The organism is Knoellia locipacati (assembly GCF_007992835.1).
Lineage (GTDB): Bacteria > Actinomycetota > Actinomycetes > Actinomycetales > Dermatophilaceae > Knoellia > Knoellia locipacati.
Genome location: NZ_BKBA01000003.1, coordinates 544,814 through 570,481, shown reverse-complemented (window position 1 = coordinate 570,481; position 25,668 = coordinate 544,814). Strand labels below are relative to the sequence as shown.

Below are 25,668 nucleotides of genomic sequence, written 5' to 3'. Positions count from 1 at the left end.
GATGGGCGGGCTTGGGTCCCACGTCCTGCACGGGCCGGCATACCGGGCCTCGGACTGGACCGCCGAGGGGCTGCTCGAGCGCAAGGGCGACCGGACGGTCTCCGTCGTCGTCCCCGCCAAGAACGAGGAGTCGACCGTGGCCGCGGTCGTCGAGCGGATCATCGCCGACTTCGTCCGCGCCGACGGGAGCGGGCTGGTCGACGAGGTCGTCGTCATCGACTCCGACTCGACGGACCGCACCGCCGACGTCGCGCGCGCGGCGGGTGCGCAAGTCTTCTCCGCCAACGAGATCCGACCCGACCTCGGGTCGGTCCCCGGCAAGGGCGAGGCGCTCTGGAAGTCGCAGCACGTCACGTCGGGCGATCTCGTCGTCTTCGTCGACGCGGACCTCGTCGACTGGGGCACGCACTTCGTCACGGGCCTGCTCGCACCACTGCTCACCGACGACGCCGTCCAGCTCGTCAAGGCCGTCTACGACCGGCCGATGATCGACGCGACCGGGCGCGAGGAGGAGACCGGCGGTCGGGTCACCGAGCTCGTCGCCCGCCCGTGGCTCGCGCTGCACCGCCCCGGCCTCGCCGGCATCGTCCAGCCGCTCTCGGGCGAGTGGGCGATCCGGCGCGAGGCCCTCGCGTCGTATGCCGTGCCCGTGGGTTACGGCGTCGAGATCGCGGCGCTCGTCGACACGTTCGACCGCTTCGGCGCCGACGGGATCGCGCAGGTCGACCTCGGCCGCCGCACCCATCGCCACCACCGGCATGACACGCTCGGCCTCATGGCAGTTCAGGTGCTCGCCGCAGCGGACCGTCGCCGGGGTGGTGGCGTCGGTGGGGCTGGTGGCGACGACGCGGGGTCGACGGTCTCGCTCACCCAGTACGCCCGGGGGACCGCTGGCTTCGAGCCGCGCGTCACCGACGTGGCGACCGGCGAGCGGCCTCCGGCCGACAGCCTCCGTATGCCGTCGGCGGACGCACGATGAGCGACCTCACCTTCCGTCTCGGGAGCCGCGAGTACGACTCGCGTGCCCGGCTGGTCATGGCCATCGTCAACCGCACCCCGGACTCGTTCTACGACAAGGGCGCGACCTGGCGCGAGGGCGCGGCGTTCGACCGGGTCCGGCAGGTCGTCGAGCAGGGGGCGGACATCGTCGACATCGGTGGCATCAAGGCCGCGCCCGGTGTCGAGATCGGGGCCGACGAGGAGAAGGAGCGGGTCGTCGACTTCGTGGCCGCGGTCCGCGCCGAGCACCCCGACCTGCTCATCAGCGTCGACACGTGGCGCGCGTCCGTGGGCCGCGCGGTGCTCGAGGCCGGTGCCGACATCCTCAACGACGCGTGGGGCGGTGCCGATCCCGAGCTCGTCGAGGTGGCGGCCGAGTTCGACGCGGCCGTCGTCTGCACGCACACCGGTGGCGTGACGCCCCGCACCCGCCCGCACCGCATCGAGTACGACGACGTGGTGGCCGACGTCGTGCAGTCGCTCGTCAGGCAGGCCGACCGTGCCGTGTCGGTGGGGGTCTCGCGCGACCGTGTCGTCATCGACCCGGCACACGACTTCGGCAAGAACACGTGGCACTCGGTCGAGGTGACCCGCCGGCTCGACGAGCTCGTCGCGCTGGGCTGGCCGCTGCTCGTGTCGCTGTCCAACAAGGACTTCGTCGGGGAGTCGTTGGACCTGCCGGTGGGTGAGCGGTTGACGGGAACCCTCGCCGCGACGGCGATCTCGGCGTGGCACGGTGCCCACATCTATCGCGTGCACGAGGTGGTCGAGACCCGCCAGGTCCTCGACATGGTGTCGGTGCTCGCCGGTGACCTGCCGCCCGCCCGGACCGCTCGGGGGCTCGCGTGATCACCGACGTCGTCATCGTCCCGGGAGCCCCGCTGCTGCTGCCGGAGTACCAGGGGAGGACTGCTGCGGCCCCCGGGCTGCTCGAGCGGTGCGTCGAAGCGGTGCGGGACGCCGTGGCGAAGGCGGCCCATGTCGTCGTCGTGCACGCGACCGACCGCGAGCCGCGCAGCACCCGCCCCGCACTGGGGGCGCGGGTGGCCGACCACCTGCTCGCCGAGACCCACGTCGGCTTCTCGGTCGAGCACGTCGCCGTCGCGTGGGACGCGCCGCGGGAGGAGTGCGTCGCGCTGGGCCGCGAGGTCGCCGAACGAGCGGACCACGTGACCTCGGGGGGTGCCGCTCAGGGGAGTGTCCTTGCCCCGGGTGGCGACGCAAAGGCACGTCCCACGACGCTGCTCGTCGTGGCCGACGGCTCCGCCCGGCGGAGCGAGAAGGCCCCCGGCCACCTCGATCCACGCTCGCACGAGGTCGACGGGGTGATCGTCGAGGCGATCCGCGGCGCCGGTGAGGACGGCCTGGCCCGGTTGCTCGATCTCGACCCGGACCTCTGCGCCGACCTCCTCGTCGCCGGCCGGGCTCCGCTCCAGGTGCTCGCGGCAGCCGTGGGCGCGGCCGGCCCTGCCGCTGCGCTCGGTGTCACGAGCTGCGAGGTGAGCGACCCGTTCGGTGTGCTCTACGTCGTGGCGCACCTCGCCCGAGCCCACTGACCTTCGCGGTCAGTCGAGCCCGAGGCCCTCGTCGCGGGCCCGGACGACTGCGGCTGCCCGGTCGCGGACCGCGAGCTTCGTGAGCACGTTGGAGACGACGTTGCGCACCGTCTTGGGTGACAGGACGAGCCGACGCGCGATGGTGAGGTTGTCGTGCCCGCGGGCGACGAGGTCGAGCACCTCGCGCTCGCGGTCGGTGAGCTCGGGGAAGGGGACCCGTGCCACGGCGCGCCCCGATGTCAGTGCCGTGACGGCGCGCGCGGCGACGGCCGAGCCGAGGATGACGTCACCGTTGGCGACGGCACGCACGGCCCGCTCGACCTCGTCGGGACTCGCACCCTTGAGCAGGTAGCCCCGGGCCCCGACCCGCATGCACGACGCGACGGCGTCGTCGTCCTCGCGCATCGTCACGACGAGGACGCGGGCATCGGGGTCGCGCCGGACGATCTCGCGGGTGGTCTCGATGCCGGAGTCCTCGCCGAGGTTGAGGTCCATGAGGACGACGTCGATCTCGGACAGGGGCAGGGCCAGGGCCTGCGCCGCGTCGCTCGCCTGTCCGACGACGCGGATGCCGTCGAGCGAGTCGAGGAGGCCGGCCATCCCCATCCGGAAGACGGGGTGGTCGTCGACGACCGCGACGGTGAGGTCAGCCACGGCGCACCGCCAAGGCGTGCGGGAGGAGGGCGTCGACGACCGTGCCCCCGGTCGTCGGGGCCGTGATCTCGAGGCTGCCGCCGAGCTCCTCGGCGCGCTCACGCATCGACCGGGTGCCCACCCCTGAGCGTGCCCGTTCGGGCATGCCCTGGCCGTCGTCCGCGACGGTGACGCGCAGACCTTCCGCGGTGCTCGCGGTGACAACCCGGGCGGTCTGGGTTCCGCTGTGCCGCAACGTGTTGGTGACTGCCTCGGACACGATCGCGTATGCCGCGGCAGCAGTCTGAGGGTCGAGCGAGTCCTCGTGACCGAGGGAGAGCGCGACCTCGACGCCGTCCTCGGCGTGCCTCGCGGCGAGCTCGGACAACGCCGCGGCGAGGCCCAGCTCGTCGAGGACGGGCGGCAGCAGGTGGTGCGAGAGGGTGCGGACGTCGGTGACCCGCTGGTCCAGCTCGGACTGGAGGGTGGTGAGCAGGGCGGCAGCGGCGGGCGGGTCGGTGGCCATGAGGTTGCGTGCTCCCTGGAGCCCGAGGCGGAGCCCGGCCAGTGAGGGCCCGAGGCCGTCGTGGATCTCGCGGCGGATGATGCGGCGCTCCTCGAGGCGGGCCCGCGAGAGCCGCGCCCGGGCGTCGTCGACGTCGGAGGCCGCGCGGGTGACTGCCGCAGCGGTGGCGACGACGGTGGCGAGGTCGGCGAGGGTCTGCTCACCACGCGAGCCGAGGCGCTCCCCGCCCGGCAGCGTCACGGCGAGCTCGCCGACGGGTTCGCCGCGGTGGGCGAGCGGGACGCGCATGGGGTGGGCACCCGGCATACCCCAGACGACCGGTTCGCGGTCGGGAAGGGACACGGTCACGGACTCGAGGCGCATGGCTGCGCCGATGTCGGCAGCCAGTCCGCGCAGGAGGTCGTCGGTGGTCTCGGCGAGGCGGAGGTGGCTGCCGAGGCGGCGGACCACGGTGTCGGGCGACGCGGAGACGCCGTAGACGAGCCGGTGGACGCGGCGCTCGAGCCAGAGCCGGGTCGGCTGGACCGCGACCGCGACGACGCCTGCCCCGACGAGACCTGCCCCGTCGCCGGGGAGGAGGCGGGTCGCCACGACCGTGACGCCGACGTAGACCGCGATGAGGACGGCGGTGAGGAGGCCGGCGAGGACGGTGCGGCTCACCGCGAGCTGGAGGCCCCACATCCGGCCGCGGAGCACGGCGACGAGGATCGCGGCGGGATAGACCGCCTGGGAGAGCAGGTGCAGGACGGGGGTGGTCCAGACCGGCAGGGGGAGCGAGCCGTAGGGGAGCAGGAGAGGGACGAACGAGAGGGCGAGCAGCCCCGCGCCGAGGGCGAGCCAGCCGAGGCCGTTGCGCTCGGCCACTGGGCCGCGTCGGTGACGGTGCTCGACCGCGGCTGCGGCCACGAGACCGAGGACGACCGCGCTCGCCAGCAGGAGCTGGAAGATCGCCTGCGCCTCGACCAGCTGCGCGACGAGCAGGCCAACGGTGACGGCTGCGCCGGCGGCGACGCCCCACCTCGCGTGGCCGAGTGCGTGGTCGCGCACGAGCCAAGGAACGACGAGGAAGAGGGCGAGCGTCCCCGGCACCCACGCCGTGCTCTGCAGCCATGAGACGAGGTCGGCGCCGGGGAGGCCGGGTCGCTGCGCGGCGAGGGCGGGGTAGCCGAAGCCGAGGGCGGCGACCCCGCCGCCGAGGGCCGCGAGTGCGAGGAGCCAGCCGACGGGGTGCGGCCGGCGAGAGAGGATGAGCGCCGCGACCGTCCCGTAGACACACGCCACGGCGACGTCGACGACGAAGAACCAGACGCCTTCACCGAGCTCGGGTCGGGCCGCGACGACGAGGGCCACGGCGAGCACGGCCGTGCCCCAGGCGGCCGCGGCGAGGACCGCGGCCGCCCGGGGCAGGCCCGCCCGTGAAGGGGCGTCGGGGGAGCTCATGGTGTCGGCACCATAGCGCCGGTCCATGCTGCGGTTCCGGGCTTTTCTCAGACCCGCGGGCGAGTGGCACGGTCGCCGAGGGCGAGGCCCAGGGCGGTGACGAACAGCCACACCGGACCGGTCATGCCGGCCATGTACTGCAGCGGCGAGACGCCGAGGACGAGGGTCAGCCCGCCGAGGACGACGCCGACCCAGCCGAGCCAGCGCGACATGGCGCCGTGACGCAGGGCGCTGATCGCGACGGCGACACCGGTGGCGCCGGCGCCGACCCACAGCCACGGGATCGTGCCGACCCAGTGGTTGAAGAACACGGCCGACTCCGGGACGAGTCCGACGCTCGGGTCGGAGACCGCGAAGACGAACTCGGTGGTGAGGCCCGAGCCGAGCAGCCCGGCGACCGCGACGAGTCCGAGACCGCCGCCGGCGACGTCCGGCAGGAGGCTGCGGCTGGGGAGCTGGTCGGCGAGCCGGCGGCGCAGGCCGGCGGCGAAGACGAGCATGAGGACGACCGAGATCATCGTCGCCGTGTGGAAGACGAGGATCTGCGGCACGAGCTCGCCGAGCCGGGCGACGATCTTGTCCGGGTCGCCGTCCGCGTCGGGGGAGTAGACCGCGTCGATCTGCATCGAGGCACCGATGCCGATGATCGAGGCGAGGCCTGCGGCGACGCCGGTGAAGGCCCATCCGCGGCTGGTCGCGGGCGCCGGCTCGGTGGTGTCGATCCGGTTCGGCGTGGTGGTGGTGGAGGTGGGGCTGGTGATGGTGGCGCTCATGGCGACTCCTTGGGTGTGTCGGTTGCTGGATGCCACCCACCGTGGTGCGCCCGGCGTCCCCGCCGACAGGGCCCGGTGTCCCGTCCACCCGGGACGTTGCGACGGGACACCCCTACGAGCTCATTCGCAGGCGACTCCGTCGTTGTCGCGGTCCAGCCCCGAGCGGTAGCCGGGCTCTCCTCGGTAGAGGGGGGCCGCTCCAGCTGCGCGCGCCGCGGCGCAGTTCGCGTAGTACGCGGTGGCGGGTGCTGCGGGCTTGGGCGCGGCGGGCTTCTTCGCTGCCGGTGGTGCCACCAGCGGTGCGGCCTTCGTCGCGCGCGGTGCAGCGGTGACGGTGACCGTCGGCGCGGGCACCGGCGCCGAGGTGACCGTGACCGTGGGTGCGGGCTCCGGCGTCGACGTCACGGTGACCGTCGGGGCCGGTGCGACCGACACCGAGACGGAGACGCTGGGTCGACTGGTGGGCGCCGTCGCCATGGCGGTGGCGTCGGACCCGTTCGCGCCGCCGGCGCCCACCGCAGCCCCGAGCACGAGCGCGCCCGCCAGCACCGCACCCGCCCTCGCGTAGGACACCGTCGTCTTCCGGCGCAGGACGGGATGCGCGGTGCGCGCGGCCGCGGTCACAGGGACTGCTGGAACCGTTCGGCCCGAGAGTGGCTGCTCGTCCACCCAGAACTCCCAGCCCGCCGGCGCGGGGGGCCACGCGGGGTCTGGCTGCCATCCTGCGGGTGGGGTCCAGCCGCTGGGAGGGAACGGCCATCCGGGGGCAGGGTTGAATCGGCGGGTCACGGGCACTCCTCATCCATGGAACCCGTCACGTTAGGGCTCCGAACCAAGCCCCGTGGAGAAATGACGAAACCCGTGCCGCCCACGGTGGTTCTGTGCGGACGAACGTCGAGTGGGCCGTCGACCCGAGGCGCCGAATGCCGTCCTGCCGCACCCGCGGCCAGACATACTGCGGTGCATGCCCCGGAACCGCCTCACGCGTGCGCAGACCGCGGGGTATGCCGCAGGGTCGGTCGGGACGGGCGGCTTCGGCACCCTGCCGGGTCTCGTCCTGGCCTACTACCTCACCGACACGCTCGGCGTCGCCGCCGCCTTCGCCGCCGTCGTCGTGCTCGTCCCCAAGGTGTGGGACGTCGTCATCGACCCGGCCATCGGTGCCCGCAGCGACCGCGAGGTGGCCACCCGTGGCTCGCGGCACCGCCTCATGGCCCTCGGCGCCCTCACCCTTCCGGTGGGGTTCATCGCGATGTTCGCCGTGCCCTCCGAGGTCGGGACCGCCATCGCCGCGCTGTGGGTCGTGGTCGCCTTCGTCCTCGCGACCACGTCGTTCAGCCTCTTCCAGGTCCCCTACATCGCCGCGCCGGCCGACCTCACGAGCGACTACACCGAACGCACCCGGATGATGGCCTGGCGGGTCGGTGTCCTCGCGCTCGCGATCCTCGCGTTCGGCGCGGGCGCACCCGCCGTCCGCGACGCCCTCGGCGGTGGTCGCACGGGCTACCTCGTCATGGCCGTCGTCTCCGCGATCGCCCTCACCGCAGGCATGCTCGCCACCGTCGCGAGCCTGCGAGGTCACGAGAGCGTGGCCCACTCCGATGGTGAGCCGCCGACGCTGCGAGCCGGGCTGGACGCGCTGCGGGACCTGCCGCGCTTCCGATCGCTGCTCCTCGTCTTCGTCCTCCAGGCGCTCGCGACCGGGATCGTGCTCGCCGCCGCCCAGTACGTCGCGACCTACCTCCTCGGTTCCCAGTCGTGGGTGAGCGTGCTCTTCGCCGCCGTCGTCGCACCCGCGCTCTTCGTCATGCCGCTGTGGAAGCGCCACGCGGCTGCGCGAGGCAAGCGGACGGCATACCTCGCGTCCTCGTGGTTGTTCGTCCTCGCCTGCGTGGTGCAGGTCCCGGCGCTCGTGCTCGGCTGGGTCTGGCTCTCGGTCCTCGCCCTCGCGGTCGGGGGGATCGCGTATGCCGGGATGCAGCTCTTCCCGTTGGCGATGCTTCCCGACGTCATCGAGGAGGCGGGAAGGGCCCGGGGCGGTGCGATGAGCGGGGTGTGGACCGCGCTCGAGACGGCCGGCCTCGCGCTCGGCCCCGCGATCGTCCTGGGGATGCTCGCCGTCGGCGGGTTCGTGTCGAGCACCGGGGACGCGGCCGCCCAGCCGCGAAGCGCAGAGTGGGCGATCGGCCTGGCGTTCACGCTCGTGCCGGCGGCGCTCGCGCTGGTGTCCATCACGGCGCTGCGGCGCTACGAAGAACCGGAGGTGGTGCTCGGTGGCCGCTGAGTCACGCGACGCCGACAAGGTGCTGGAGCAGCTGCGGGCCTACCGCTCGCACGACGCCCCCACCCACGGCGGCAGGGTGCTGTCCTACGTCTACGACTCCGGTCGAGCGGACCTCGATGAGGTTGCGGCACAGGCGATGCGGCTGCTGCAGCCGGTCAACGGCCTTGATCCGACGACCTTCCCGTCGGTCGCCCTCATGGAGTCCGACCTCGTCGAGTTCGGCCGGGCGATGCTGCACGGCCCGACCGCCACGGGCTCGGTGACCTCCGGCGGGACCGAGAGCTGCCTGCTCGCCGTCAAGGCGGCGCGCGACCTCTGGGTGGGGCGTGGCGGGAGCGGGCGTCCGCGGCTCGTGCTCTCCGCGTCGACGCATGCGGCGTTCCACAAGGCTGCGCACTACTTCGGACTCGACGTCGTCGTCGTCCCCGTGGACGTCGAGTCGGGTCGCGCGCCGGCCTCGGCACTCGTCGAGGCACTGGGTCCGCAGGTGGCGCTCGTCGTCGTCTCCGCGCCGTCCTACCCGCACGGCGTGATCGACGCCGTCGCCGAGGTCGCGGGGGCCGCAGCCGACGCCGGCATCCCGTGCCACGTCGACGCCTGCGTCGGTGGCTGGGTGCTGCCGTGGTGGGAGGCCGCCGGCGGAGATCCGCTGCCGCAGTGGGACTTCCGCGTTCGTGGGGTGAGCAGCATCAGCGCCGACATCCACAAGTACGGCTATGTCCCCAAGGGCGCCTCGCTCCTGCTCTTCGCGGACGGCGAGCTCGACCTCGCCCGCTACTTCGCCATCACCGACTGGCTCGGCTACCCCGTCGTCAACCCGACGATGCTCGGCACGCGGTCCGCGACGTCGCTGGCCGCGGCGTGGGCGGTCGTCCAGACCCTCGGCGAGGACGGGTATGCCGTCCTCGCCCGACGCGTCGTCGCCGCCACCTCCGCGGTGGTCGCCGCGGTCGAGGGCATCGACGGGCTGCGCGTGCAGGGCGACCGGCAGGGGCCGCTCGTGGCGGTCGCCACGGACGAGTCGGTGGAGCCCGGCCGACAGGTCGACCCGCTGCTCTGGGTGGCCGGGGTCGCCGAACGCGGGTTCGTCCTCCAGGGGCAGCCGGCGATGGCCCAGGCCGACGGCACCATCGTGCCGCACACCGCGCACCTGACGATCACGCCCGTCACCGAGGGCCTGCTCGGGGAGCTGGTGCCCGCCCTCGTCGCGGCGGCCGACGCCGTCCGAGGACACGCGCTGCCGAGCCCGGAAGCGCTGTCGCAGAACGGCATACCCGATCCTGTGGCTCTCGCGGACGGTGCGCGAGCGGGAGGCGACCTCGACCTCACGACGGTCCTCATGCTCATCGAGACGCTGCCCCGAGAGGCGTCAGCGCAGCTGCTCTCGGCCTTCCTGCAGAGGTTCACCGCACCGCGGGGCTGACCGGGGTCGTAGTACCCATGGACAGTTGTCGGCTGAACTCTCCGCCCCGTTGAGTGTGCCCTGCACACGACGCAGCGAGCAGAGGAGAGAGTCATGGCAGGCAGAGCACGCATCATCGGGGTGGCCCTCGCCATCGCGGCACTGGGGGCGGCAGGTGTCGGCGCCACGCTCCCGGCACGGGCCGCGTCGTCGAAGGGGTGTGTCGACGGGGGCTATCGCCTCGTGAACCTCACGACGGGGGCGACCGTCGCCGCCTCGGGCAAGGACCGCATCCGCACGACGATCCCGGCGGACCGGCTGGGGAGCACGTTCGCGGTGCGCGGTCGCTACACCCAGTTCGAGGTGCGCAGCGCGGACTTCGCGGTGCTCGACCAGGCGTTCACCGGCGCGGCCAACGAGCTCGACATCACCGGCGGGCGGTTCACCCCGGTCTATGCCAGCAAGGTGCCCGACCACCGCGGCCTCACCCTGGGCAGCGGGATCGCCGTCGAGCTCGACGAGGAGCAGCTCAGCCTCCAGCGCACGGGCAACGGGCTGTCGATGAAGATCCAGGCCAAGGACTGCGCGCAGGGCGGCATCTTCCAGATGGAGCCCCAACGCTCTGACGGCGGCACCACGCGGATCACCCACACGCTGGCCCGGTCGGCGACGCCGGGGCTCACGCCGTTCTACTTCGACAACCCCACCTTCCGGGCGCGGATCGGGCAGTTCCTCGGTTCGGGCTGCACCAGCTCGACGACCGGTCCGGCCGGGCAGTTCTGCGTCCAGGTCACGGCCCGCGTCAACATCGCCAACGACCTCTCACCGAAGTTCGTCGTCCGGGACAGCTCGCAGGTGGCGACGCGCGTGCCCCAGCCCGCCTGCAACACCGCGACCCCGCTCACGCCGAGCGTGCGCCACTGCGGCGGGGTGTCGGTGTGGGACGTCGCCAGCGGCGGCCGGATGGGGTTCGTCACCGGGGAGGACGCCACGGAGGTCGCCAACCCGCCGACGACCTGCACGACCGACTGCCAGGCGCAGAACCAGGTGCGTGGACGGCTCGCCAACCTCGGCCACCCGTTCCCGGTGCCGGCCGGCAGCCGTCTGACGCCGTGACCTGCAGCTGCTGACCGACGCGTCAGCGACGGGCGAGCGCTCGGCCCCACCCGCGCGCTCGCTCCAGCTCACCGTCGACCAGCGGCCCCTCGGTGCCCTCGACCCAGAACGACTGCGGGTCGGCCGACGCGGTGCCGCCGAGCCGGCGCAGGCGCTTGGCCGCCTTCTTGGCGGCCGAGCCCGGCAGACGGGGGTGGTTCACCCGGGTGTCGAACGTCGCGTATGCCGTGGGCACGCTCGCGCCGTCGAGTGCGGCGAGCCATTCGCGCACGCCCATCGTCGCCGACTCGACCGGTCGGTGCGCCTTGGTGGCCGCGTCGTCGCGGCTGGACGCCCGGCTGAGCCCGAAGGCGTGGGTGGGGCCACCCACCACGAGGAGGTCGAGGTCCGGTGGCAGGGGCGAGGCCGTCGAGACCTCGTGCACCTCGACCTGCGCGCCCTCGCGCAGACCCTCGGCCACGGCCTGCGCGACCTCACGGGTGTTGCCGAACATCGACTCGTAGACGACCCAGGCGTGTGTCATCAGGACCGCCTCCCACCGGCGCCGACCTGACGGAGGGCGAGGACGACGAGCGCCGCGCTGAGGACCGCGACGGCGAGACCGCCGAGGAGCAGCCCCACGCCGAGCCGGGTCAGCCAGGGGAAGGTCGCACCGATGGCCACGTCCGCAGCCACCGTGGGAGTGCCGTCGACGTTCATGAGGACCGCGGACCAGCTCCCGTCGCGTGGCGACCAGCTCAGCTCCTGATCGGAGGCTCCCGTCACCGAGGCGTCCCAGAAGGTCGCCGTCGTCGGCGCGACCGGGGTGGTGGAGCCGGTCACCTGCTGCGGCGTCAGACCGGGACCACGCTCGACGCTGTAGGTGGCACCGCGGAGGTAGGCGGTGACGTCGGAGGCGGGCCCGATCCCGAAGAAGGTGGAGGTGGCCGGGGCCGCCGGTGTCACGACGACGCGGACGTCGCCGATCAGCTGCTCCGGCACCCAGCCCGCTCCGGTCGTGTCGAGCTCGAGGTCACTGAAGAGGACCGCGCTGCCGTCGCTCGTGAACCTCTCGGGCTGCGACATGACGTAGCCGTCGGCGTCACGCGCCACGTTGTCCGCGACGAGGGCGGCCACGCCCCCGGTCACGAGAGCCAGTGAGGTGAGCGCCGCGACGCAGCCGACGACGACCGTGATGACCGAGCCGGCACCCCAGCCGCCCCTGGGCGGGAGGGACGACGTCGGTGGCGGGGCCGCCGCCGGGGCACCGGGGGACCCGGCTGCCCGGGCGGCGTCGCGGGCCGAGGGCGCACCGCCCGACCGCAGGACCATGCGCCCGTCGGGCTCGTGCGGGCCCTGGTCGAGACGGAACGGCGGGTACTCGTCCGTCATGAGGCCGGCATACGCCGCGACGCGCAGCACCCACCGGTTGAGCCCGAGCAGCAGGTCGTAGAGCGGGCGTGGGTAGGCGCCCGTGAAGGCGACGACCACGGCGGCGACGATCGCGAGCAGGCCCACGAGCCCGCCCCCGAAGACCCAGCGCCCGTTGTCGTCCGCCTGCCACGCGACCGCCGTGCCGCCGCCGATGAGCACACCGACGACGAGGTAGTGGGGGATGGCGAGCAGCCACCACTTCACCAGGGCCAGTCCGCGCGAGAGGTGCTCGGGGTAGTCGACCTCGAGGTGCGCCGGGTAGTCCGGGTCCTCGGAGAGGCTGAAGGGTGGGTAGCGGTCCGTGGCCAGGGCGCCGTAGGAGTAGTAGCTCACCCGCCACCACCACCGCAGCACGCCGACGTTGAAGTCGAAGATCGCGCGGGGGTACCGACCGGTGACGAGGATCGAGACGAGGGCGACCACGCTGAGGACGACGAAGGCCGCCCACAGGAACGCGAGGACGATGTAGTGCGGGATGGCGAGGAGCCACTTGACGAGCCACAGCCATCGCGAGACAGCCGGCTGGTCCACCGCGTCGACGTGGACGGGGGAGGGGTGGAAGGTGGGGGATGGGGCGGACTGGGTGGATGCCGCCATGAGAATCACGACCTTGGGTTGCGGGTTCCTGTCCCGCTTCCACGGTCCTCGCCGACACGACGCGCGAGAAGGGACCTTCGGCCTCACGCCTTCGGGTGGGTTGCCCGGACGGCGGGAGGACCGGGCCTCAGTGCCGCCGACCGAGCGGCCCCGTGCCACCCTCGGCGAGGTAGGCCAGCCGCCTCAGGGCCTCGTGGTTGCGCGGCAGGATCATGGCCTGGCGCACGAGGCGCGGAGGCAGACTTCCGGGCCCGGAGACCGCGTCCTCGGTCATCGTGACGGTGCAGCTCCCCGGTCCGTCGGACTCGACGAGCAGCTCGACCCGCGCCTCCCCGAGTGGCCATCCACGAGCGGTGAGCACGAGGTGCCGACCGGGCTCGCAGGCCTCGACGCACGTGGTGTCCGACAGCAACACCGGCCACAGGCCCACGGAGTGGTGGATGCGGGAGCCCGGCTGGGGCCACGTCGTGTCGACGTCACGGATTCGCGCCGTGCCCACGACCCAGGTCGCATAGCTCCAGCCGTCGGCCAGCACCTCCCACACGCGCTCGGCCGGTGCAGCCACCGTCCGCTGCTGGGGCTGGCCCTGACTGTTCGCGGCGCGGCCGTCGTCGTGGTCCATCTGGTCCTCCTGCTCCGTGTGGTGCTCGGTGCGTCTCGTCAGGTCGCCATTCTCGTCACCAGTCGACGCCGCGGCACTGCTTGTCGCTCGTCTCGACCTGCAGGGTCGCGTGGGCGATGTCGAACTGCTCGCGCAGGACGGTCGTGGCCCCGTCGAGCACTCCTTCGACGGCGCCGCCGGCGACGAGGTGGGCCGTGGCGACGTCCATCCCCGAGGTGAGGGTCCAGACGTGGAGGTCGTGGACCTCGCTCACGCCGTCGACGGCCTCGAGGGCCCGCAGGACGTCCTCGGGCACGGCGTTCGCGGGGGCGTGCTGGCCGAGGACGGCGACGACCTCGCGACCGAGCCGGAGCGCCCGGACCATGACGAACGCACCGATCGCGAGGGCGACGACGGTGTCCCAGACGGCCGAGCCGGTCGTGAGGACGAGGGCGGCCGCAACGATGACGCCGACCGAGCCCACCGTGTCGGCGACGACCTCGAGGTAGGCGCCCTTGACGTTGAGGCTCTCGGAGGCGCCACCGCGCAGCAGGAGCAGCGAGACGACGTTGACGGCGAGGCCGATGCCACCGACGACGAACATCGCGGTGGAGCCGACCTCGGTCGAGGAGCCGATCCGGCCGATCGCCTCGATGACGATGTACACCGAGACCGCGAGCATGACGAGGACGGCGAAGCCGGAGGCGAAGATCTCGGCGCGGTACGAGCCGAAGGTGCGCCGCCCCGTGGTGTCCGGACGGGTGGCGATGCGGGTCGCGACGAGCGCCGCGCCGAGAGTGACGACGTCGGCGGCCATGTGGCCCGCGTCGGAGAGCAGTGCGAGGGACTGCGACAGGATCCCGACGACGAGCTCGACGCCGAAGAACGCGGCGACGAGCCCGAACGCGATGGCCAGGCGCCAGCGGTGACGCCCGCCGGCGTGCCCGCCGGCGACGGCTCCGTGCGAGTGCGAGTGTCCGCTCATCGGGTGTGGACGACGTGCTCGCGGGTGACGTCGAGCAGCATCCGGACGTGCCCGTCGGAGAGGCGGTAGAAGACGTTGCGCCCCTCGCGCCGCCCGGCGACGACCCCGGAGGCGCGCAGCATCCGCAGTGCCTGGCTCACCGTCGACTCGGCGGTCGAGGTGGCTGCGGCCAGGTCGCACACACACAGCTCGCCCGCCTCGAGCAGGGCGTAGAGCAGCCGGGCTCGCGTCGGGTCGCCGAGCAGCTTGAAGACCTGGGTGACGACCGAGAGCTCGTCGGGGTCGGGTGCGTTGGCGACGACCAGCGCGACCTTGTCCGGGTGGACGCAGCCGTCGGTGCAGGCGTCGAGGGCGACGGCTTGGCTCACGAGGTGACCTCCATGTCTGAACAGGTGCTCAGATGTTATCGACTCCGTTCACCTGCGCCTCCACCCGGGTCGCCCTAGCGTGGAGGCAGCCCGCCGCAGCACACGGCGCCGCCCTGAGGAGCAGGCCATGACGAGGATCCCGATGCCGGCGCCGAGGTCGCGCCTGTACCCGCTGCGCGAGCTGACGTCCGCGGTCACGAGCGTTCAGGACCTGCCGCACCACCGGCGACGGCTGACCATCGACCACCAGCCGCTCGCCGGGGTCACGCCCGCGATGCTGCACTGGTGGTTCCGCCACCTCGGTGGCGAGATGGACTACGGCGGCCACCGGGTGCCGAAGTACCTCGTCTGGCACCCGGAGGACCACATCCGGTGGGAGCTCGCCCGACCGGCACCCGGTGGGGGTGCGGGGGAGGGCGCGAGGTTCCGCATCGTCGAGGCCTTCCAGCGGCGGCCGGAGTTCTACGTCGACTCGACCGAGACGGTCGAGAAGCTCGACGAGACGGGGATCCGGCTCGTGCGGCGCCTTGCCGGGGTACCCATCTTCCAGCTCGAGCACACGTGGTCGCGGGGTGCGAGCGGCACGCACTACGTGAGCGTCATGGACCTCGGCGCCCGGGGCCGTGCGTTCATGCCGGTCAACCGGTTCCTCACGCAGCGGACGTTCCCCGACGCCATGGCGCGCGCCTGGCTCCGGCACAACGTCGAGGAGGTCGGCCTGCTCGAGCATCTCCTGCCGCCCCTGCTCGCCCAGCAGGACTGAGCGCTGGGGCGACCGCCGACGCACGCCCGGGAACGACGAAACCGCAGGTGCCAGGACGGCATACCTGCGGTTTCGTGGTGGTGGCCAGGGACGGGGTCGAACCGTCGACCTTCCGATTTTCAGTCGGACGCTCGTACCAACTGAGCTACCTGGCCGTGTGACAACGCGTCAGGTCTCCCCGACGCGACGGCAACTATAACCCAACGCGCGGGCCTGTCCGAAAACCGCTCAGGCGCGCAGGACCTTGTCCATCGGCCGGCCTTTGGCGAGCTCGTCGACGAGCTTGTCGAGGAAGCGGATCCGCTGCATGAGCGGGTCCTCCACCTCCTGCACCTTGACCCCGCACACGGAGCCGGTGATGAGCGAGGACCTCGGGTTGAGGTCGGCCTGCGCGAAGAAGTCCTCGAACGTCGTCTCCTCGTCGAGGTGCCGCTTGAGCTCGTCGTCGTCGTACCCGGTGAGCCACCGGATGACCTCGTCGACCTCGGCCTGCGTGCGGCCCTTCTTCTCGGCCTTGGTCACGTAGTGGGGATAGACCGACGCGACCGGCATGCGGAAGACCCTTTCACTCATACAGGGAGCGTATGCCGTGTGCCCGCGGAATGTTGACCCCTCGCCCCGGCGTTGCCCCGACCATGCGAGCCATCACCTACACCGAGTACGGCACCCCCGACAGCCTCACCCTCACCGACGTCCCCGACCCCCGGGTCGGGCCCGGCGAGGTCCTCATCCGGGTGCGCAGCGCCTCGGTCAACCCGGTCGACTGGAAGGTCATGGGTGGCTACCTCGACGGCCTCATGCAGGTCGACTTCCCCGCCATCCCCGGGTGGGACGTGTCGGGCGTCGTGGAGCAGGTCGGGCTCGACACCCCGGAGTACGAGGTCGGTGACGAGGTCATCGCCTACGCCCGCAAGGACTGGGTGCAGCACGGCACCTTCGCCGAGCTCGTCGCGGCGCCGGTCCGCACCGTCGCCCGCAAGCCGAAGAGCCTCGACTGGCACCAGGCCGCGGGGCTCCCGCTCGCGGGCCTCACGGCATACCAGCTCCTCAACCGGCTCGGCACGAGCAAGGGCGAGACGGTGCTCGTCCACGCCGCCGCAGGTGGCGTCGGCCTCCTCGCCGTCCAGATCGCCCGCCACCTCGGCGCGCGCGTCATCGGCACGGCCTCCGAGGGCAACCACGACTTCCTGCGCGAACTCGGCGCGGAGCCGGTGACGTACGGCGACGGGCTGGTCGAGCGCGTGCGCGAGCTGGCGCCCGACGGCGTCGACGTCGTCCTCGACCTCGTCGGAGGGGTGCTCGAGACGACGAAGGCCGTTCTCGCCGAGGGTGGTCGGCACGGCTCCATCACCGACGGCACGGTCGCCGAGGCCGGCGGCCTCTCCGCCTGGGTGCGTCCGGACCCCTCGGACCTCCAGGCACTCTCCGACCTCGCCGACGCGGGTGCCCTCACGGTGCCGGTGGCCGAGGTGTTCGCGCTCGAGGACGCAGCCCAGGCCTACGCGCTGAGCCAGGGCGGGCACGTGCGCGGCAAGATCGCGATCGAGGTCAGCCGCTGAGCCCTCGGGGTCAGTGAGCGGCGGCGAGCAGCAGGCCGACCCCGACGAAGAGCCCGCCGAACGTCCGGTTCATCGCCCGCTGCCCGCGCGGGGTGCCTGTGATCCGTCGCAGGCCCCGCGCGGCCGTCGCGAAGAAGCACCACATGACGACGACGTCGATGACGACGATCGTCGCCGCGAGCACGAGGTACTGCGGCAGCAGGGGGCGGTCGGGCCGGGTGAACTGCGGGATGAACGCGAGGAAGAAGACCACGGCCTTCGGGTTCGTGAGGTTGACGAGGATCCCGCGCCGCAGCATGGCCGACGGCGTCCGGGTGCGGGTCGTCGTTGGCTCGCCGTCGTCGGTGGTCGTGCGCGCGAGCCACTGGCGGACGCCGAGGTAGACGAGGTAGCCGGCGCCGGCATACCGGATGACGCTGAAGAGGGCGGGGGAGCTCGCGACGAGCACGCCCAGCCCCGCGGCCACGACGACGATGTGGATGACCAGCGCGATCTGCTGGCCGAGGATCCCCCAGATCGAGCGGGTCCACCCGACGCCCAGCGAGTTGGCCATCGTGTTGATGGCACCGGCTCCGGGCGTGAACGAGATGAGGACCCCGGTCACCACGAGGGACAGCCAGACCGACCACGACATGGGCGACAGGCTAGGGCCTGATGACGCCGGGACGACGAGAGGCCCACACCGTGGTGGTGTGGGCCTCTCGTTCTGCTCGTCGCACTCTCTGCGACCCCGACGGGACTCGAACCCGCGACCTCCGCCGTGACAGGGCGGCGCGCTAACCAACTGCGCTACGGGGCCTTGTTGGTACAAGACCTTGACTTGCGTATCCCCAACGGGATTCGAACCCGTGCTACCGCCGTGAAAGGGCGGGGTCCTGGGCCGCTAGACGATGGGGACCCGTCTTCCGACAGGAACCCACGTCGCGCAGCGCGCAGCGCTCGGATCCGTCGTGGACTCGGAAAGCATAAGGGACTCTTGCGCAGGTTCCAAAACGAGCCGGTTTCGTGCTCGCAATGCGGTGGTGGCGAGTGCCGAAAGCGTCGGATCCGACGCCCTTGGCACTCGCCACGGCACCCTCCCGTATGCCGTCCGCCCGCCTCAGGTGCGCGCCTCCCGCAGCGCTGCGCGGACGAGGTCGATCGCCGCCGACTCGCTCAGCCCTGCCTTCGCGGCGGACAGGGCATAGGCGGCGGCGCTGCGGTGGAGCGCGACGTCGGTGGCGTGGCCGCCCCCGGCGACGACGGTGCCCGCCCGGCGCCTCGTCGTGACCAGGCCCTCGGCCTCGAGCTCCTTGTAGGCACGGGCCACCGTGTTGACGGCGAGCCCGAGATCGCCGGCGAGGGCGCGCACGGTGGGCAGGCGGTCACCCTCGGCGAGGTTGCCCCGGGCGATGAGGCCGGCGAGCTGGGCGCGGACCTGCTCGTAGGGCGGCTCCGCGGCGGAGACGTCGACGGTGATGACGACGTCGCTCATGTACGTGCCTTGGCATCGACGCGACCGTCGCGGCCTGTGCCGTCAGCGTCAGCGGCGGCGTGGGAGTTCGGGCGGGTGGCCCATTCGAGCTCTGCCCGCGAGCCGACCGAGCCGGCCAGTGCCGCGAGTGCCACGAGGGCCAGCGCGACGGCGGGGACGTAGAGGCCGAAGGCGAGCCACTGGTAGAGATCCCCCGGAGCGCGGGGTGCGGTCTCGGACGCGCCGCGCAAGCGCTGCGTGGCCTCGTTCATGTGGGCACCCATCGAGAACAGGATGGCGCTGCCCGTGACCGCGAAACCGAAGGTCGTGGCCCGCAGGACTCGCGAGGCGTCCCGCGCCCGTAGGTGCGTGTCGAGCGGGTCGGCGACCCGGGGGCGGTCGTGGATCTCGCGCAGAGCCCACCACACGCTGCCTGCCAGGGCCAGGCCGGCCACGACCGCCGGAAGCATCGCAGGCCAACCCGCGAAGTCGCGCGCCACGCCGCTGGCGCCGTCGTGCCGCCGCACCAGCATCGTGCCGTCGGTCGCCATGAGGCTCGCCGCTGCCATGCCGGTGAAGGCGACACCGGCCGTGACGAGCGCAGCAAGGCGCTGGTGGGGCACCCGGGCGACGAAGAGCCGCCGTGGTGCGATGGTGGCGCTCCGGACGTCTCCCGTGGCGGGCACGCGGCTGAGGCGCGACCCGAGGGCGGTGGTGACGACGACGACGGCGCAGAGCGTGAGGATCGCGGTGGGGGCGGTCTCGACGAAGGGGCGCTCCTCACCGGCCGCCGGCAGGACGAACGCCGGCACGAGGAAGGACAGCACGAGGGCGAGCATCGAGGCGCTCGATGCGGTCGACGCCCACACCGGACCTCGTCGTCGCATGACGAGGACGACGATCAAGGCGATGAGGACGTTCGCCGCGAAGAGCGCTGTCCACGTCACGAGCCGCGTGATGAGCTGGTCGTCCATGCCTGACTCCTTTGTCGCAATGTGTTGATTCATTGAGACATAACTCGGGGCCGGCGTCAAGCGTCCTCAGCGGCTGGGGTTGGCCCAGGCGTGGAGCCGGTCGGCGTCCCACGTCGTGACGATCCGGTCCCAGGGCACACCGAGCCGCTCGGCTCGCTCGCACCCGTAGGCCTTCATGTCGAGCTGGCCGGGAGCGTGCGCGTCGGAGTCGATCGAGAACAGGCAGCCGATCTCGAGCGCGAGCTCGATGAGCTCGTCGGGCGGGTCCTGGCGCTCGGGGCGGCTGTTGATCTCGACGGCCGTGTCGCCCTCGAGGCATGCTTCGAACACCGCACGCGCGTCGAAGTCGGACTGCGGCCGCTTGCCGCGCGACCCCTCGACGAGCCGCCCCGTGCAGTGCCCGAGGACGTTGACGCGCGGGTTGAGGACGGCGGCGACCATCCGCTTCGTCATCGGCGCGGAGTTCATCCGGAGCTTGCTGTGGACCGACGCCGTGACGAGGTCGAGCTGCGCGAGCATGGCGTCGGTCTGGTCGAGCGCACCGTCGTCGAGGATGTCGACCTCGATGCCCTTGAAGAGCCGGAACGCCTCTCCCACACCGCGGTTGATCGCGTCGACGATGGCGAGCTGCTTGGTCAGCCGCTCGACGGTGAGGCCGTTGGCGACGCGCAGCTGAGGGGAGTGGTCGGTGAGCACCATCCACTCGTGCCCCAGCTCGATCCCGGTGAGCACCATCTCGTCGATCGGCGACCCGCCGTCGGACCAGTCGGAGTGCAGGTGGCAGTCCCCGCGCAACGCGGCATACAGGTCCTCGCCCCCGCTCGCGAGCGGACCACCGCTCTTGTCCTGCAACGACTCGAGGTATGCCGGCAGCTCACCTCGCGCTGCCTCCTCCACGACCGCTGACGTGGACTTGCCGATGCCGTGGATCTCCTGGAGGGTGCCGGCCTCGACCCGCTCCTCCAGCTCGTCGTCGCCGATCTCCTTGAGCGCCTTGACCGCGTTGCGGAAGGCCTCGACGCGGTAGGTGCCGGCCCGGTTGCGCTCGAGGAGGAACGCGATGCGGCGCAGGGCCTCGGTGGGTTCGACGGGGGCCTCGAGCGGGGTGAGGAGCGCAACCATGGCCCCATCCTCGCCCACACCTCCGACGACCGCCGCTAGCGTGGCGCGGGTGAGTGAGCAGACGCCGTCAGAGCCGACGACCGGACCCGGGCGCGCGCGCCAGAGCGCGATCTACCGCCGGGGAACGCTCGGCCAGGCGCCGCGCGTGCCGACCCATCCGGACGAGCTCGAGGCCCGGGCCCGCAAGGAGATGAGCCCGAAGGCATGGGCCTACGTCGCGGGCGGAGCGGGCGCCGGGGCGACCGTGCGGGCCAACCGGGACGCCTTCGACCGGTGGCAGGTCGTGCCACGGATGCTCCACGGCACCACCACGAGGGACCTGGGCACCGAGATCCTCGGGACCCCGCTGGCCACGCCCGTCATTCTCGCCCCGGTCGGAGCCGCCGACCTCGTCGCACCCCGGTCCGACGAGTCCATCGCGCGGGGAGCGGCGGCAGCGGGGACGGCATACGTCTTCTCGACCCAAGGCTGTGTCCCGATGGAGGAGACCGCACGGGCGATGGGCGATGTGTCGTGGTGGTACCAGCTCTACTGGTCGGTCGACGAGGACCTCGTCGACTCGCTCATCGGACGGGCAGAGGCCGCCGGGGCGAAGGCACTCGTCGTCACGCTCGACACGACGATGCTCGGCTGGCGCACGCGCGACCTCGACCTCGGGTCGCTGCCGTTCACCCAGGGCATCGGCATCGCGCAGTACACCTCGGACCCGCGGTTCATGGAGATCGTGCGAGAGCGGGTCGCGGCCGCGGGTGACGGACCTTCGCCGCTGGCCGGGACCAAGGGTGCTGAGAAGGTCGTCGCCGCGGCGAGCGGTGCGCGCACCCTCGTGCGGCAGGCCCGCCGCCACCCCGGTGGCACCCGCGACAACCTGCGCTCACCCGAGCCGCGAGCGGCGGTCGAGACCTTCCTCGACATCTACTCGAACCCCGGCCTGTCGTGGGGGCACATCGAGACGCTGCGCAGCCGGACGCGACTTCCGGTGCTGCTCAAGGGAATCCTCCACCCGGACGACGCGCAGCGGGCCCTCGACTCGGGCATCGACGGCATCATCGTGTCGAACCACGGCGGGCGCCAGGTCGACCGCTCGATCGCCTCGCTCGACGCCCTCGTGGCGATCCGTGAGCGGCTCGGGCCGGAGCCGACTGTGCTCCTCGACAGCGGCGTCCGGTCGGGGGCCGACGTGTTCGTCGCCCTCGCGCTCGGCGCCGACGCCACGCTGCTCGGGCGTCCGCACATCTACGGGCTCGCGCTCGACGGCGCCGACGGGGTGCAGGCCGTCGTCGAGGACGTCGTCGCCGAGCTCGACCTCACGATGGGTCTCACCGGAGCCGCGTCGATCGCCGACATCAGGACCGGCGGGTTCGTCGAACGCCGCACCTGACCCGGGGTCAACTCACCAATTCCTCCCCTCCGCCACACGAGCTGGACGCCAGTCATGTGGCAACGGGGAGGAATTGGTGAGTTCGTCACGGGGAGCGGGTGGGGCGGCGTGTCAGACCAGGGCGGCGACTCCGGCGAGGAGGCGGTCGATGTCCTCGTCGTTCGTGTACGGCGCCAGCCCGACCCGCACCCCGCCCTCGTCGCCGAGGCCGAGGTGGCGTGACGCCTCGATCGCATAGAAGTGCGACGCCGGCGCGTTGACCCCGCCCTCGGCCAGGGCGCGCCGCACCTGCTGCGGCGTCATCCCCTCGACGGTGAAGAGCAGGGTGGGTGTGCGCTTGCGCGCGTTCGAGAAGAGGCGGACGGACGGCATACCGCGAAGTCCGTCCTCGAGACGCGAGAGGAGACGGTGCTCGTGCTCCTCGAGCGCCTCGAACCCGGCAAGGATGCGCTCACGGCGGGAGCCCGTCGCCGACGGGTCGAGCGTGGCGAGGACGTCGACCGCGGCGGTGGTGCCGGCGAGCAGCTCGTAGGGCAGCGTGCCGAGCTCGAAGCGTTCGGGCACAGCGTTGCTCGACGGCAGCAGCTTGTCCATCGTGAGCGTCTCGAGCAGCTCCGGCGCAGCCGCGAGCACCCCGATGTGCGGCCCGAGGAACTTGTAGGGCGAGCAGGTCCAGAAGTCCACCCCCAGCTCCCCGAGGTCGACCGACGCGTGAGCCGTGGCGTGCACACCGTCGACCCAGTGCAGGGCGCCGACCTCGTGCACGGCGCGGGCGACCTTGCACACCGGCGGCTTGGTCCCGATGAGGTTGGAGGCGGCCGTGGTCGCGACGAGCCGGGTGCGGTCGGTGAGGAGCGACGTCACCGCGTCCGAGTGCATCTCGCCCGTGTCCGGCTCGAAGTCGGCCCACTTCACGACGGCGCCGACGGACTCGGCCGCCTGCACCCACGGCCGGATGTTGGAGTCGTGGTCGAGCCGCGTCACGACGATCTCGTCACCCGGCTGCCAGGTCTTCGCCAGCGCCCGCGACAGGTCGTAGGTCAGCGCCGTCGCGCTCCGCCCGAAGACGATCCCGCGGGGGTCGGCGCCGAGCAGGTCGGCCATCGCGGCCCGCGCCTCGGCGACGACGCCCTCGGCCCGTCGCTCGCTCGGCGTGACGTCGCCGCGGTTCGAGATGGCGGAGAGGAGCGTGTCGCGCACGGCCTCCGCGACCGGGGTCGGGGTCTGCGAGCCACCGGGCCCGTCGAAGTGGGCCGCGCCCTCACGCAGCGCGGGGAAGAGCTCTCGGACAGCGACCACGTCGTACGTCATGGCTCAACGTTGCCACGTGTAGCGCCGGACCACGTCACCGTCACGGACGGTGAGACCGTCGTCGTCCACGCGCAGCTCTCGCAACGGGTCACCTCCGACGACCCTGCCGGTATGCCGTCCGCCCACCTCGAGCGTCCGCCTCCCGTCCCCGAACGGCCACCACCACACCCCGGCGCGCCCGGGCTCGACGGTCGTGACGCCGTCCGAGGGGGCCGACGTGCCGGGCGGACCGGACGCGCACGGCCCGGCGCTCGAGCTCGTCGACGACCGGTCGAGCGAGCTGAACGTCGTCCGACGGCACTGGCCCCCGGCCTCCGAGCTCAGGGTGAGTGCACCGTCGCGACTCACCGACGCCGCCGCGGGCGGGCGCAGGACGACCCGGCTCGACGTGGGGTCGACGAGGACGACGGTGCCGTCCGGCGTGGGCAGGGCTCCGACCGTCGGCAGGTTGCCGTCGGTCCCGATGACGGGTGCTGCCGTGCCCGACGCCGTGGGCTGCGGGGTCTGCCACGACTCCTTGCCCGAGGGCCCGATGCCGATGAGGCGGCACGCGACGGGCGTCCCGCCGCAGGCCTGGACGACGGAGGTGGTGGTGTCCCCCGCGACGAGGGTGATCCGGTGCGCCGGCGGCCCCTGCCACGTCCAGCGTGACCGGCCGTCGAGCCCGGCCCCGTCGAGGGTCGCGTCGTGGAGGATGAGCAGTCGCCCGGCGCCGACCGCGCGTGTCCCGCCCGTCACGGAGCCGAGGGTGATCCGGGTGCCGGTCACGAGGTCGATGGCGACGTTGGACCTCGACGCCACGAGCGCGCGCCCGCCGAGCACGTCACCGTCGACGGCCGCCGTCTCCCAGCTGCCCTCGAGCCCCGTCGTCCCCGGCCGGGTGAGCCAGCCCGTGACGACGGTGACGACGACCACGAGGGCCGCGAGGACGGCATACGCGGTCGTGCGACGGGACCCCACGCGCAGGGTCACCAGGACTGGTGCAGCGGTCGTCCCTCGGCGAAGCCGGCGGTGCTCTGGAGGCCGACGGTGGCGCGCTCGTGGAACTCCGCGAGCGTGCGGGCGCCGGCGTAGGTGCAGCTGCTGCGGAGCCCCGCGATGATCTCGTCGATGACGTCCTCGACCGAGGGGCGGGCCGGGTCGACGAACATGCGGGCCGAGCTGATGCCCTCCTCGAACATCGCCTTGCGGGCGCGTTCGTAGGCGGTGTCGGTGGCCGTCCGGTTGCGGACGGCGCGCGAGGACGCCATGCCGAACGACTCCTTGAACTGGCGTCCCTTCTCGTCGGTGAAGAGGTCGCCGGGCGACTCGAGCGTCCCGGCGAACCACGAGCCGATCATGACGTTGGATGCCCCCGCGGCGAGGGCGAGGGCGACGTCGCGGGGGTGGCGCACGCCGCCGTCGGCCCACACGTGCTTGCCGAGCTCGCGTGCGGCAGAGGCGCATTCGAGCACCGCGGAGAACTGCGGGCGGCCGACGGCCGTCATCATCCGGGTGGTGCACATGGCACCCGGCCCGACCCCGACCTTGACGATGTCGGCCCCGGCCTCGATGAGGTCCCGCGTCCCGCTGGCGCTCACGACGTTGCCGGCGACGACCGGGACCTGCGGGTCGAGGTCACGCACTGCCTTGAGGGCGTCGAGCATCTTGGACTGGTGGCCGTGCGCGGTGTCGATGACGAGGACGTCGGCACCGGCGTCGAGCAGCTGGCTCGCCTTGGCGGCGACGTCGCCGTTGATGCCGACGGCCGCACCGATCCGCAGGGCGCCGTCCGCGTCGACGGCGGGGGAGTAGAGGTTGGCGCGCAGGGCTCCCTGGCGGGTGAGGACCCCGACGAGCGTGCCGTCGGCGGCGACGACGGGCGCGAGGCGGCGGCGGCTCTCGCTCAGCGTGTCGAAGGCGGCGACGACGTCGACGTCGTCGCGCACCGTCACGAGTTCGCGCGACATGACGTCCTGCACCTGGACGAAGCGGTCGACGCCGCTGAGGTCCTTCTCGGTGACCAGACCGACCGGGCGGTTGCCCTCGGTGACGACCGCGGCGCCGTGGGCGCGCTTGCCGAGGAGGACCTGCGCCTCGCCGACGGTCGTGTGCGGGTCGAGCGTGATCGCCGTGTCGAAGACGAGGTCACGCTGCTTGGTCCAGCCGATGACCTCGCTCACGACCTCGACCGGGATGTCCTGCGGGATGATCGTCAGGGCGCCGCGGCGGGCGGTCGTCTCGGCCATCCGGCGGCCGGCGATCGCGGTCATGTTGGCGACGACGAGGGGGATCGTCGTGCCCGTGCCGTCGTCCGAGCTCAGGTCGACGTCGAGGCGGCTCGTGACGTCGGACTGGTTGGGCACCATGAAGACGTCGTCGTAGGTGAGGTCGAACTGGGGCTGGAGGCCGTTGAGGAAATGCACGGTCCCA

At 72.6% G+C, this 25,668-nt stretch carries 27 protein-coding genes and 3 tRNA genes; 10 read left to right on the top strand and 20 right to left on the bottom strand.

Features of this window, described 5'->3' with window-relative positions; all coding sequences use genetic code 11:
* Window position 1: 1 nt before the first annotated feature.
* The 3 genes from KLO01_RS04235 to KLO01_RS04225 are packed head-to-tail and all read left to right on the top strand — an operon-like array spanning window position 2 to window position 2,555.
* Window positions 2-979 (top strand): glucosyl-3-phosphoglycerate synthase, encoded by a 978-nt coding sequence (locus KLO01_RS04235; protein ID WP_147063105.1) that lies wholly within the window; start codon window positions 2-4, stop codon window positions 977-979.
* Entirely contained in the window at window positions 976-1,848 is an 873-nt protein-coding gene (gene folP, locus KLO01_RS04230) for a dihydropteroate synthase (RefSeq protein ID WP_147062388.1), read from the top strand. The genes KLO01_RS04235 and folP overlap by 4 nt, the downstream gene beginning before the upstream one ends.
* Entirely contained in the window at window positions 1,845-2,555 is a 711-nt protein-coding gene (locus KLO01_RS04225; protein ID WP_147062386.1) for a class III extradiol ring-cleavage dioxygenase family protein, read from the top strand. Before folP ends, KLO01_RS04225 begins: the two co-directional genes overlap by 4 nt.
* 9 nt (window positions 2,556-2,564) lie before the next feature.
* Here KLO01_RS04225 and KLO01_RS04220 read toward each other — a convergent pair whose 3' ends face one another.
* From KLO01_RS04220 to KLO01_RS17385, 4 genes are all read right to left on the bottom strand, one after another.
* Window positions 2,565-3,209 (bottom strand): response regulator, encoded by a 645-nt coding sequence (locus KLO01_RS04220; protein WP_147062384.1) that lies wholly within the window; start codon window positions 3,207-3,209, stop codon window positions 2,565-2,567.
* Window positions 3,202-5,154, bottom strand: a complete 1,953-nt coding sequence (locus KLO01_RS04215; protein WP_147062382.1) for a sensor histidine kinase — start codon at window positions 5,152-5,154, stop codon at window positions 3,202-3,204. Before KLO01_RS04215 ends, KLO01_RS04220 begins: the two co-directional genes overlap by 8 nt.
* 47 nt (window positions 5,155-5,201) lie before the next feature.
* The gene (locus KLO01_RS04210) at window positions 5,202-5,927 is read right to left on the bottom strand and encodes a hypothetical protein (protein ID WP_222611916.1); all 726 of its coding nucleotides are present in this window, start codon (window positions 5,925-5,927) and stop codon (window positions 5,202-5,204) included.
* 120 nt (window positions 5,928-6,047) lie between these two features.
* Window positions 6,048-6,221, bottom strand: coding sequence for an excalibur calcium-binding domain-containing protein (locus KLO01_RS17385; RefSeq protein ID WP_246136079.1), 174 nt, complete (start codon window positions 6,219-6,221; stop codon window positions 6,048-6,050).
* Here KLO01_RS17385 and KLO01_RS17380 point away from each other — a divergent pair.
* From KLO01_RS17380 to KLO01_RS04190, 4 genes are all read left to right on the top strand, one after another.
* A complete protein-coding gene (locus KLO01_RS17380) occupies window positions 6,166-6,495 on the top strand; it encodes a hypothetical protein (protein WP_246136081.1) in 330 nt (109 codons plus the stop codon). The genes KLO01_RS17385 and KLO01_RS17380 overlap by 56 nt on opposite strands.
* Window positions 6,496-6,891: 396 nt before the next feature.
* Entirely contained in the window at window positions 6,892-8,211 is a 1,320-nt protein-coding gene (locus KLO01_RS04200) for an MFS transporter (protein WP_147062380.1), read from the top strand.
* Window positions 8,201-9,634 (top strand): pyridoxal phosphate-dependent decarboxylase family protein, encoded by a 1,434-nt coding sequence (locus tag KLO01_RS04195; protein ID WP_147062378.1) that lies wholly within the window; start codon window positions 8,201-8,203, stop codon window positions 9,632-9,634. Before KLO01_RS04200 ends, KLO01_RS04195 begins: the two co-directional genes overlap by 11 nt.
* Window positions 9,635-9,727: 93 nt before the next feature.
* On the top strand, window positions 9,728-10,729 hold the full coding sequence (locus tag KLO01_RS04190) for a hypothetical protein (protein WP_147062377.1): 1,002 nt from the start codon (window positions 9,728-9,730) through the stop codon (window positions 10,727-10,729).
* Between the two features lie 22 nt (window positions 10,730-10,751).
* Here the strand turns inward: KLO01_RS04190 and KLO01_RS04185 are convergent, their stop codons facing one another.
* From KLO01_RS04185 to KLO01_RS04165, 5 genes are all read right to left on the bottom strand, one after another.
* Complete coding sequence (locus KLO01_RS04185; RefSeq protein WP_222611915.1) at window positions 10,752-11,252, bottom strand: flavodoxin family protein; 501 nt, start codon at window positions 11,250-11,252, stop codon at window positions 10,752-10,754.
* The gene (locus tag KLO01_RS17540) at window positions 11,252-12,739 is read right to left on the bottom strand and encodes a DUF4389 domain-containing protein (protein WP_147062375.1); all 1,488 of its coding nucleotides are present in this window, start codon (window positions 12,737-12,739) and stop codon (window positions 11,252-11,254) included. Before KLO01_RS17540 ends, KLO01_RS04185 begins: the two co-directional genes overlap by 1 nt.
* 127 nt (window positions 12,740-12,866) lie before the next feature.
* Complete coding sequence (locus tag KLO01_RS04175) at window positions 12,867-13,361, bottom strand: SRPBCC family protein (protein ID WP_147062373.1); 495 nt, start codon at window positions 13,359-13,361, stop codon at window positions 12,867-12,869.
* A gap of 55 nt (window positions 13,362-13,416) precedes the next feature.
* Window positions 13,417-14,325 carry a cation diffusion facilitator family transporter gene (locus tag KLO01_RS04170; protein WP_147062371.1) on the bottom strand — a complete coding sequence of 303 codons (909 nt, stop codon included), beginning with the start codon at window positions 14,323-14,325 and terminating at the stop codon, window positions 13,417-13,419.
* Window positions 14,322-14,693, bottom strand: a complete 372-nt coding sequence (locus tag KLO01_RS04165; RefSeq protein ID WP_147062369.1) for an ArsR/SmtB family transcription factor — start codon at window positions 14,691-14,693, stop codon at window positions 14,322-14,324. The genes KLO01_RS04170 and KLO01_RS04165 overlap by 4 nt, the downstream gene beginning before the upstream one ends.
* Before the next feature lie 127 nt (window positions 14,694-14,820).
* Here KLO01_RS04165 and KLO01_RS04160 point away from each other — a divergent pair, with 127 nt between their 5' ends.
* A complete protein-coding gene (locus tag KLO01_RS04160) occupies window positions 14,821-15,456 on the top strand; it encodes a hypothetical protein (RefSeq protein WP_147062367.1) in 636 nt (211 codons plus the stop codon).
* Between the two features lie 78 nt (window positions 15,457-15,534).
* Here the strand turns inward: KLO01_RS04160 and KLO01_RS04155 are convergent.
* A tRNA-Phe gene (locus tag KLO01_RS04155) sits at window positions 15,535-15,611 on the bottom strand.
* A gap of 73 nt (window positions 15,612-15,684) precedes the next feature.
* Complete coding sequence (locus KLO01_RS04150; protein WP_147062365.1) at window positions 15,685-16,029, bottom strand: DUF2200 domain-containing protein; 345 nt, start codon at window positions 16,027-16,029, stop codon at window positions 15,685-15,687.
* A gap of 62 nt (window positions 16,030-16,091) precedes the next feature.
* Between KLO01_RS04150 and KLO01_RS04145 the strand changes: the two genes are divergently transcribed.
* Window positions 16,092-17,015, top strand: a complete 924-nt coding sequence (locus KLO01_RS04145; protein WP_147062363.1) for an NADP-dependent oxidoreductase — start codon at window positions 16,092-16,094, stop codon at window positions 17,013-17,015.
* Between the two features lie 10 nt (window positions 17,016-17,025).
* Here the strand turns inward: KLO01_RS04145 and KLO01_RS04140 are convergent, their stop codons facing one another.
* The 6 genes from KLO01_RS04140 to KLO01_RS04115 form a co-directional block, all read right to left on the bottom strand.
* The gene (locus KLO01_RS04140) at window positions 17,026-17,649 is read right to left on the bottom strand and encodes a LysE family transporter (protein ID WP_147062361.1); all 624 of its coding nucleotides are present in this window, start codon (window positions 17,647-17,649) and stop codon (window positions 17,026-17,028) included.
* 91 nt (window positions 17,650-17,740) lie between these two features.
* A tRNA-Asp gene (locus KLO01_RS04135) sits at window positions 17,741-17,814 on the bottom strand.
* A 26-nt stretch (window positions 17,815-17,840) separates the two neighbouring features.
* Window positions 17,841-17,913 (bottom strand) — tRNA-Glu (locus KLO01_RS04130).
* Window positions 17,914-18,114: 201 nt separating this feature from the next.
* Window positions 18,115-18,489 carry a GntR family transcriptional regulator gene (locus KLO01_RS04125; RefSeq protein WP_147062359.1) on the bottom strand — a complete coding sequence of 125 codons (375 nt, stop codon included), beginning with the start codon at window positions 18,487-18,489 and terminating at the stop codon, window positions 18,115-18,117.
* Window positions 18,486-19,442 carry a hypothetical protein gene (locus tag KLO01_RS04120; RefSeq protein ID WP_147062356.1) on the bottom strand — a complete coding sequence of 319 codons (957 nt, stop codon included), beginning with the start codon at window positions 19,440-19,442 and terminating at the stop codon, window positions 18,486-18,488. The genes KLO01_RS04125 and KLO01_RS04120 overlap by 4 nt, the downstream gene beginning before the upstream one ends.
* 66 nt (window positions 19,443-19,508) lie before the next feature.
* Window positions 19,509-20,564, bottom strand: coding sequence for a PHP domain-containing protein (locus KLO01_RS04115; protein ID WP_147062354.1), 1,056 nt, complete (start codon window positions 20,562-20,564; stop codon window positions 19,509-19,511).
* Between the two features lie 49 nt (window positions 20,565-20,613).
* Between KLO01_RS04115 and KLO01_RS04110 the strand changes: the two genes are divergently transcribed.
* The gene (locus KLO01_RS04110; RefSeq protein ID WP_246136039.1) at window positions 20,614-21,945 is read left to right on the top strand and encodes an alpha-hydroxy-acid oxidizing protein; all 1,332 of its coding nucleotides are present in this window, start codon (window positions 20,614-20,616) and stop codon (window positions 21,943-21,945) included.
* 111 nt (window positions 21,946-22,056) lie between these two features.
* Here the strand turns inward: KLO01_RS04110 and KLO01_RS04105 are convergent, their stop codons facing one another.
* The 3 genes from KLO01_RS04105 to guaB1 are packed head-to-tail and all read right to left on the bottom strand — an operon-like array spanning window position 22,057 to window position 25,661.
* On the bottom strand, window positions 22,057-23,256 hold the full coding sequence (locus KLO01_RS04105; protein ID WP_147062350.1) for a cysteine desulfurase-like protein: 1,200 nt from the start codon (window positions 23,254-23,256) through the stop codon (window positions 22,057-22,059).
* A 3-nt stretch (window positions 23,257-23,259) separates the two neighbouring features.
* On the bottom strand, window positions 23,260-24,228 hold the full coding sequence (locus KLO01_RS04100; protein ID WP_147062348.1) for a hypothetical protein: 969 nt from the start codon (window positions 24,226-24,228) through the stop codon (window positions 23,260-23,262).
* On the bottom strand, window positions 24,225-25,661 hold the full coding sequence (gene guaB1, locus KLO01_RS04095) for a GMP reductase (RefSeq protein ID WP_147062346.1): 1,437 nt from the start codon (window positions 25,659-25,661) through the stop codon (window positions 24,225-24,227). The genes KLO01_RS04100 and guaB1 overlap by 4 nt, the downstream gene beginning before the upstream one ends.
* Between the last annotated feature and the right edge of the window lie 7 nt (window positions 25,662-25,668).

Excerpts from the sequence above, each read along its gene's own strand:
- KLO01_RS04235 (WP_147063105.1), top strand. The coding sequence starts at position 2 with ATGGGCGGGCTTGGGTCCCACGTCCTGCACGGGCCGGCATACCGGGCC.
- folP (WP_147062388.1), top strand. The coding sequence starts at position 976 with ATGAGCGACCTCACCTTCCGTCTCGGGAGCCGCGAGTACGACTCGCGT.
- KLO01_RS04215 (WP_147062382.1), bottom strand. The coding sequence starts at position 5,154 with ATGAGCTCCCCCGACGCCCCTTCACGGGCGGGCCTGCCCCGGGCGGCC.
- KLO01_RS04210 (WP_222611916.1), bottom strand. The coding sequence starts at position 5,927 with ATGAGCGCCACCATCACCAGCCCCACCTCCACCACCACCACGCCGAAC.
- KLO01_RS04200 (WP_147062380.1), top strand. The coding sequence starts at position 6,892 with ATGCCCCGGAACCGCCTCACGCGTGCGCAGACCGCGGGGTATGCCGCA.
- KLO01_RS04190 (WP_147062377.1), top strand. The coding sequence starts at position 9,728 with ATGGCAGGCAGAGCACGCATCATCGGGGTGGCCCTCGCCATCGCGGCA.
- KLO01_RS04185 (WP_222611915.1), bottom strand. The coding sequence starts at position 11,252 with ATGACACACGCCTGGGTCGTCTACGAGTCGATGTTCGGCAACACCCGT.
- KLO01_RS17540 (WP_147062375.1), bottom strand. The coding sequence starts at position 12,739 with ATGGCGGCATCCACCCAGTCCGCCCCATCCCCCACCTTCCACCCCTCC.
- KLO01_RS04175 (WP_147062373.1), bottom strand. The coding sequence starts at position 13,361 with ATGGACCACGACGACGGCCGCGCCGCGAACAGTCAGGGCCAGCCCCAG.
- KLO01_RS04170 (WP_147062371.1), bottom strand. The coding sequence starts at position 14,325 with ATGAGCGGACACTCGCACTCGCACGGAGCCGTCGCCGGCGGGCACGCC.
- KLO01_RS04160 (WP_147062367.1), top strand. The coding sequence starts at position 14,821 with ATGACGAGGATCCCGATGCCGGCGCCGAGGTCGCGCCTGTACCCGCTG.
- KLO01_RS04150 (WP_147062365.1), bottom strand. The coding sequence starts at position 16,029 with ATGAGTGAAAGGGTCTTCCGCATGCCGGTCGCGTCGGTCTATCCCCAC.
- KLO01_RS04145 (WP_147062363.1), top strand. The coding sequence starts at position 16,092 with ATGCGAGCCATCACCTACACCGAGTACGGCACCCCCGACAGCCTCACC.
- KLO01_RS04140 (WP_147062361.1), bottom strand. The coding sequence starts at position 17,649 with ATGTCGTGGTCGGTCTGGCTGTCCCTCGTGGTGACCGGGGTCCTCATC.
- KLO01_RS04125 (WP_147062359.1), bottom strand. The coding sequence starts at position 18,489 with ATGAGCGACGTCGTCATCACCGTCGACGTCTCCGCCGCGGAGCCGCCC.
- KLO01_RS04120 (WP_147062356.1), bottom strand. The coding sequence starts at position 19,442 with ATGGACGACCAGCTCATCACGCGGCTCGTGACGTGGACAGCGCTCTTC.
- KLO01_RS04115 (WP_147062354.1), bottom strand. The coding sequence starts at position 20,564 with ATGGTTGCGCTCCTCACCCCGCTCGAGGCCCCCGTCGAACCCACCGAG.
- KLO01_RS04105 (WP_147062350.1), bottom strand. The coding sequence starts at position 23,256 with ATGACGTACGACGTGGTCGCTGTCCGAGAGCTCTTCCCCGCGCTGCGT.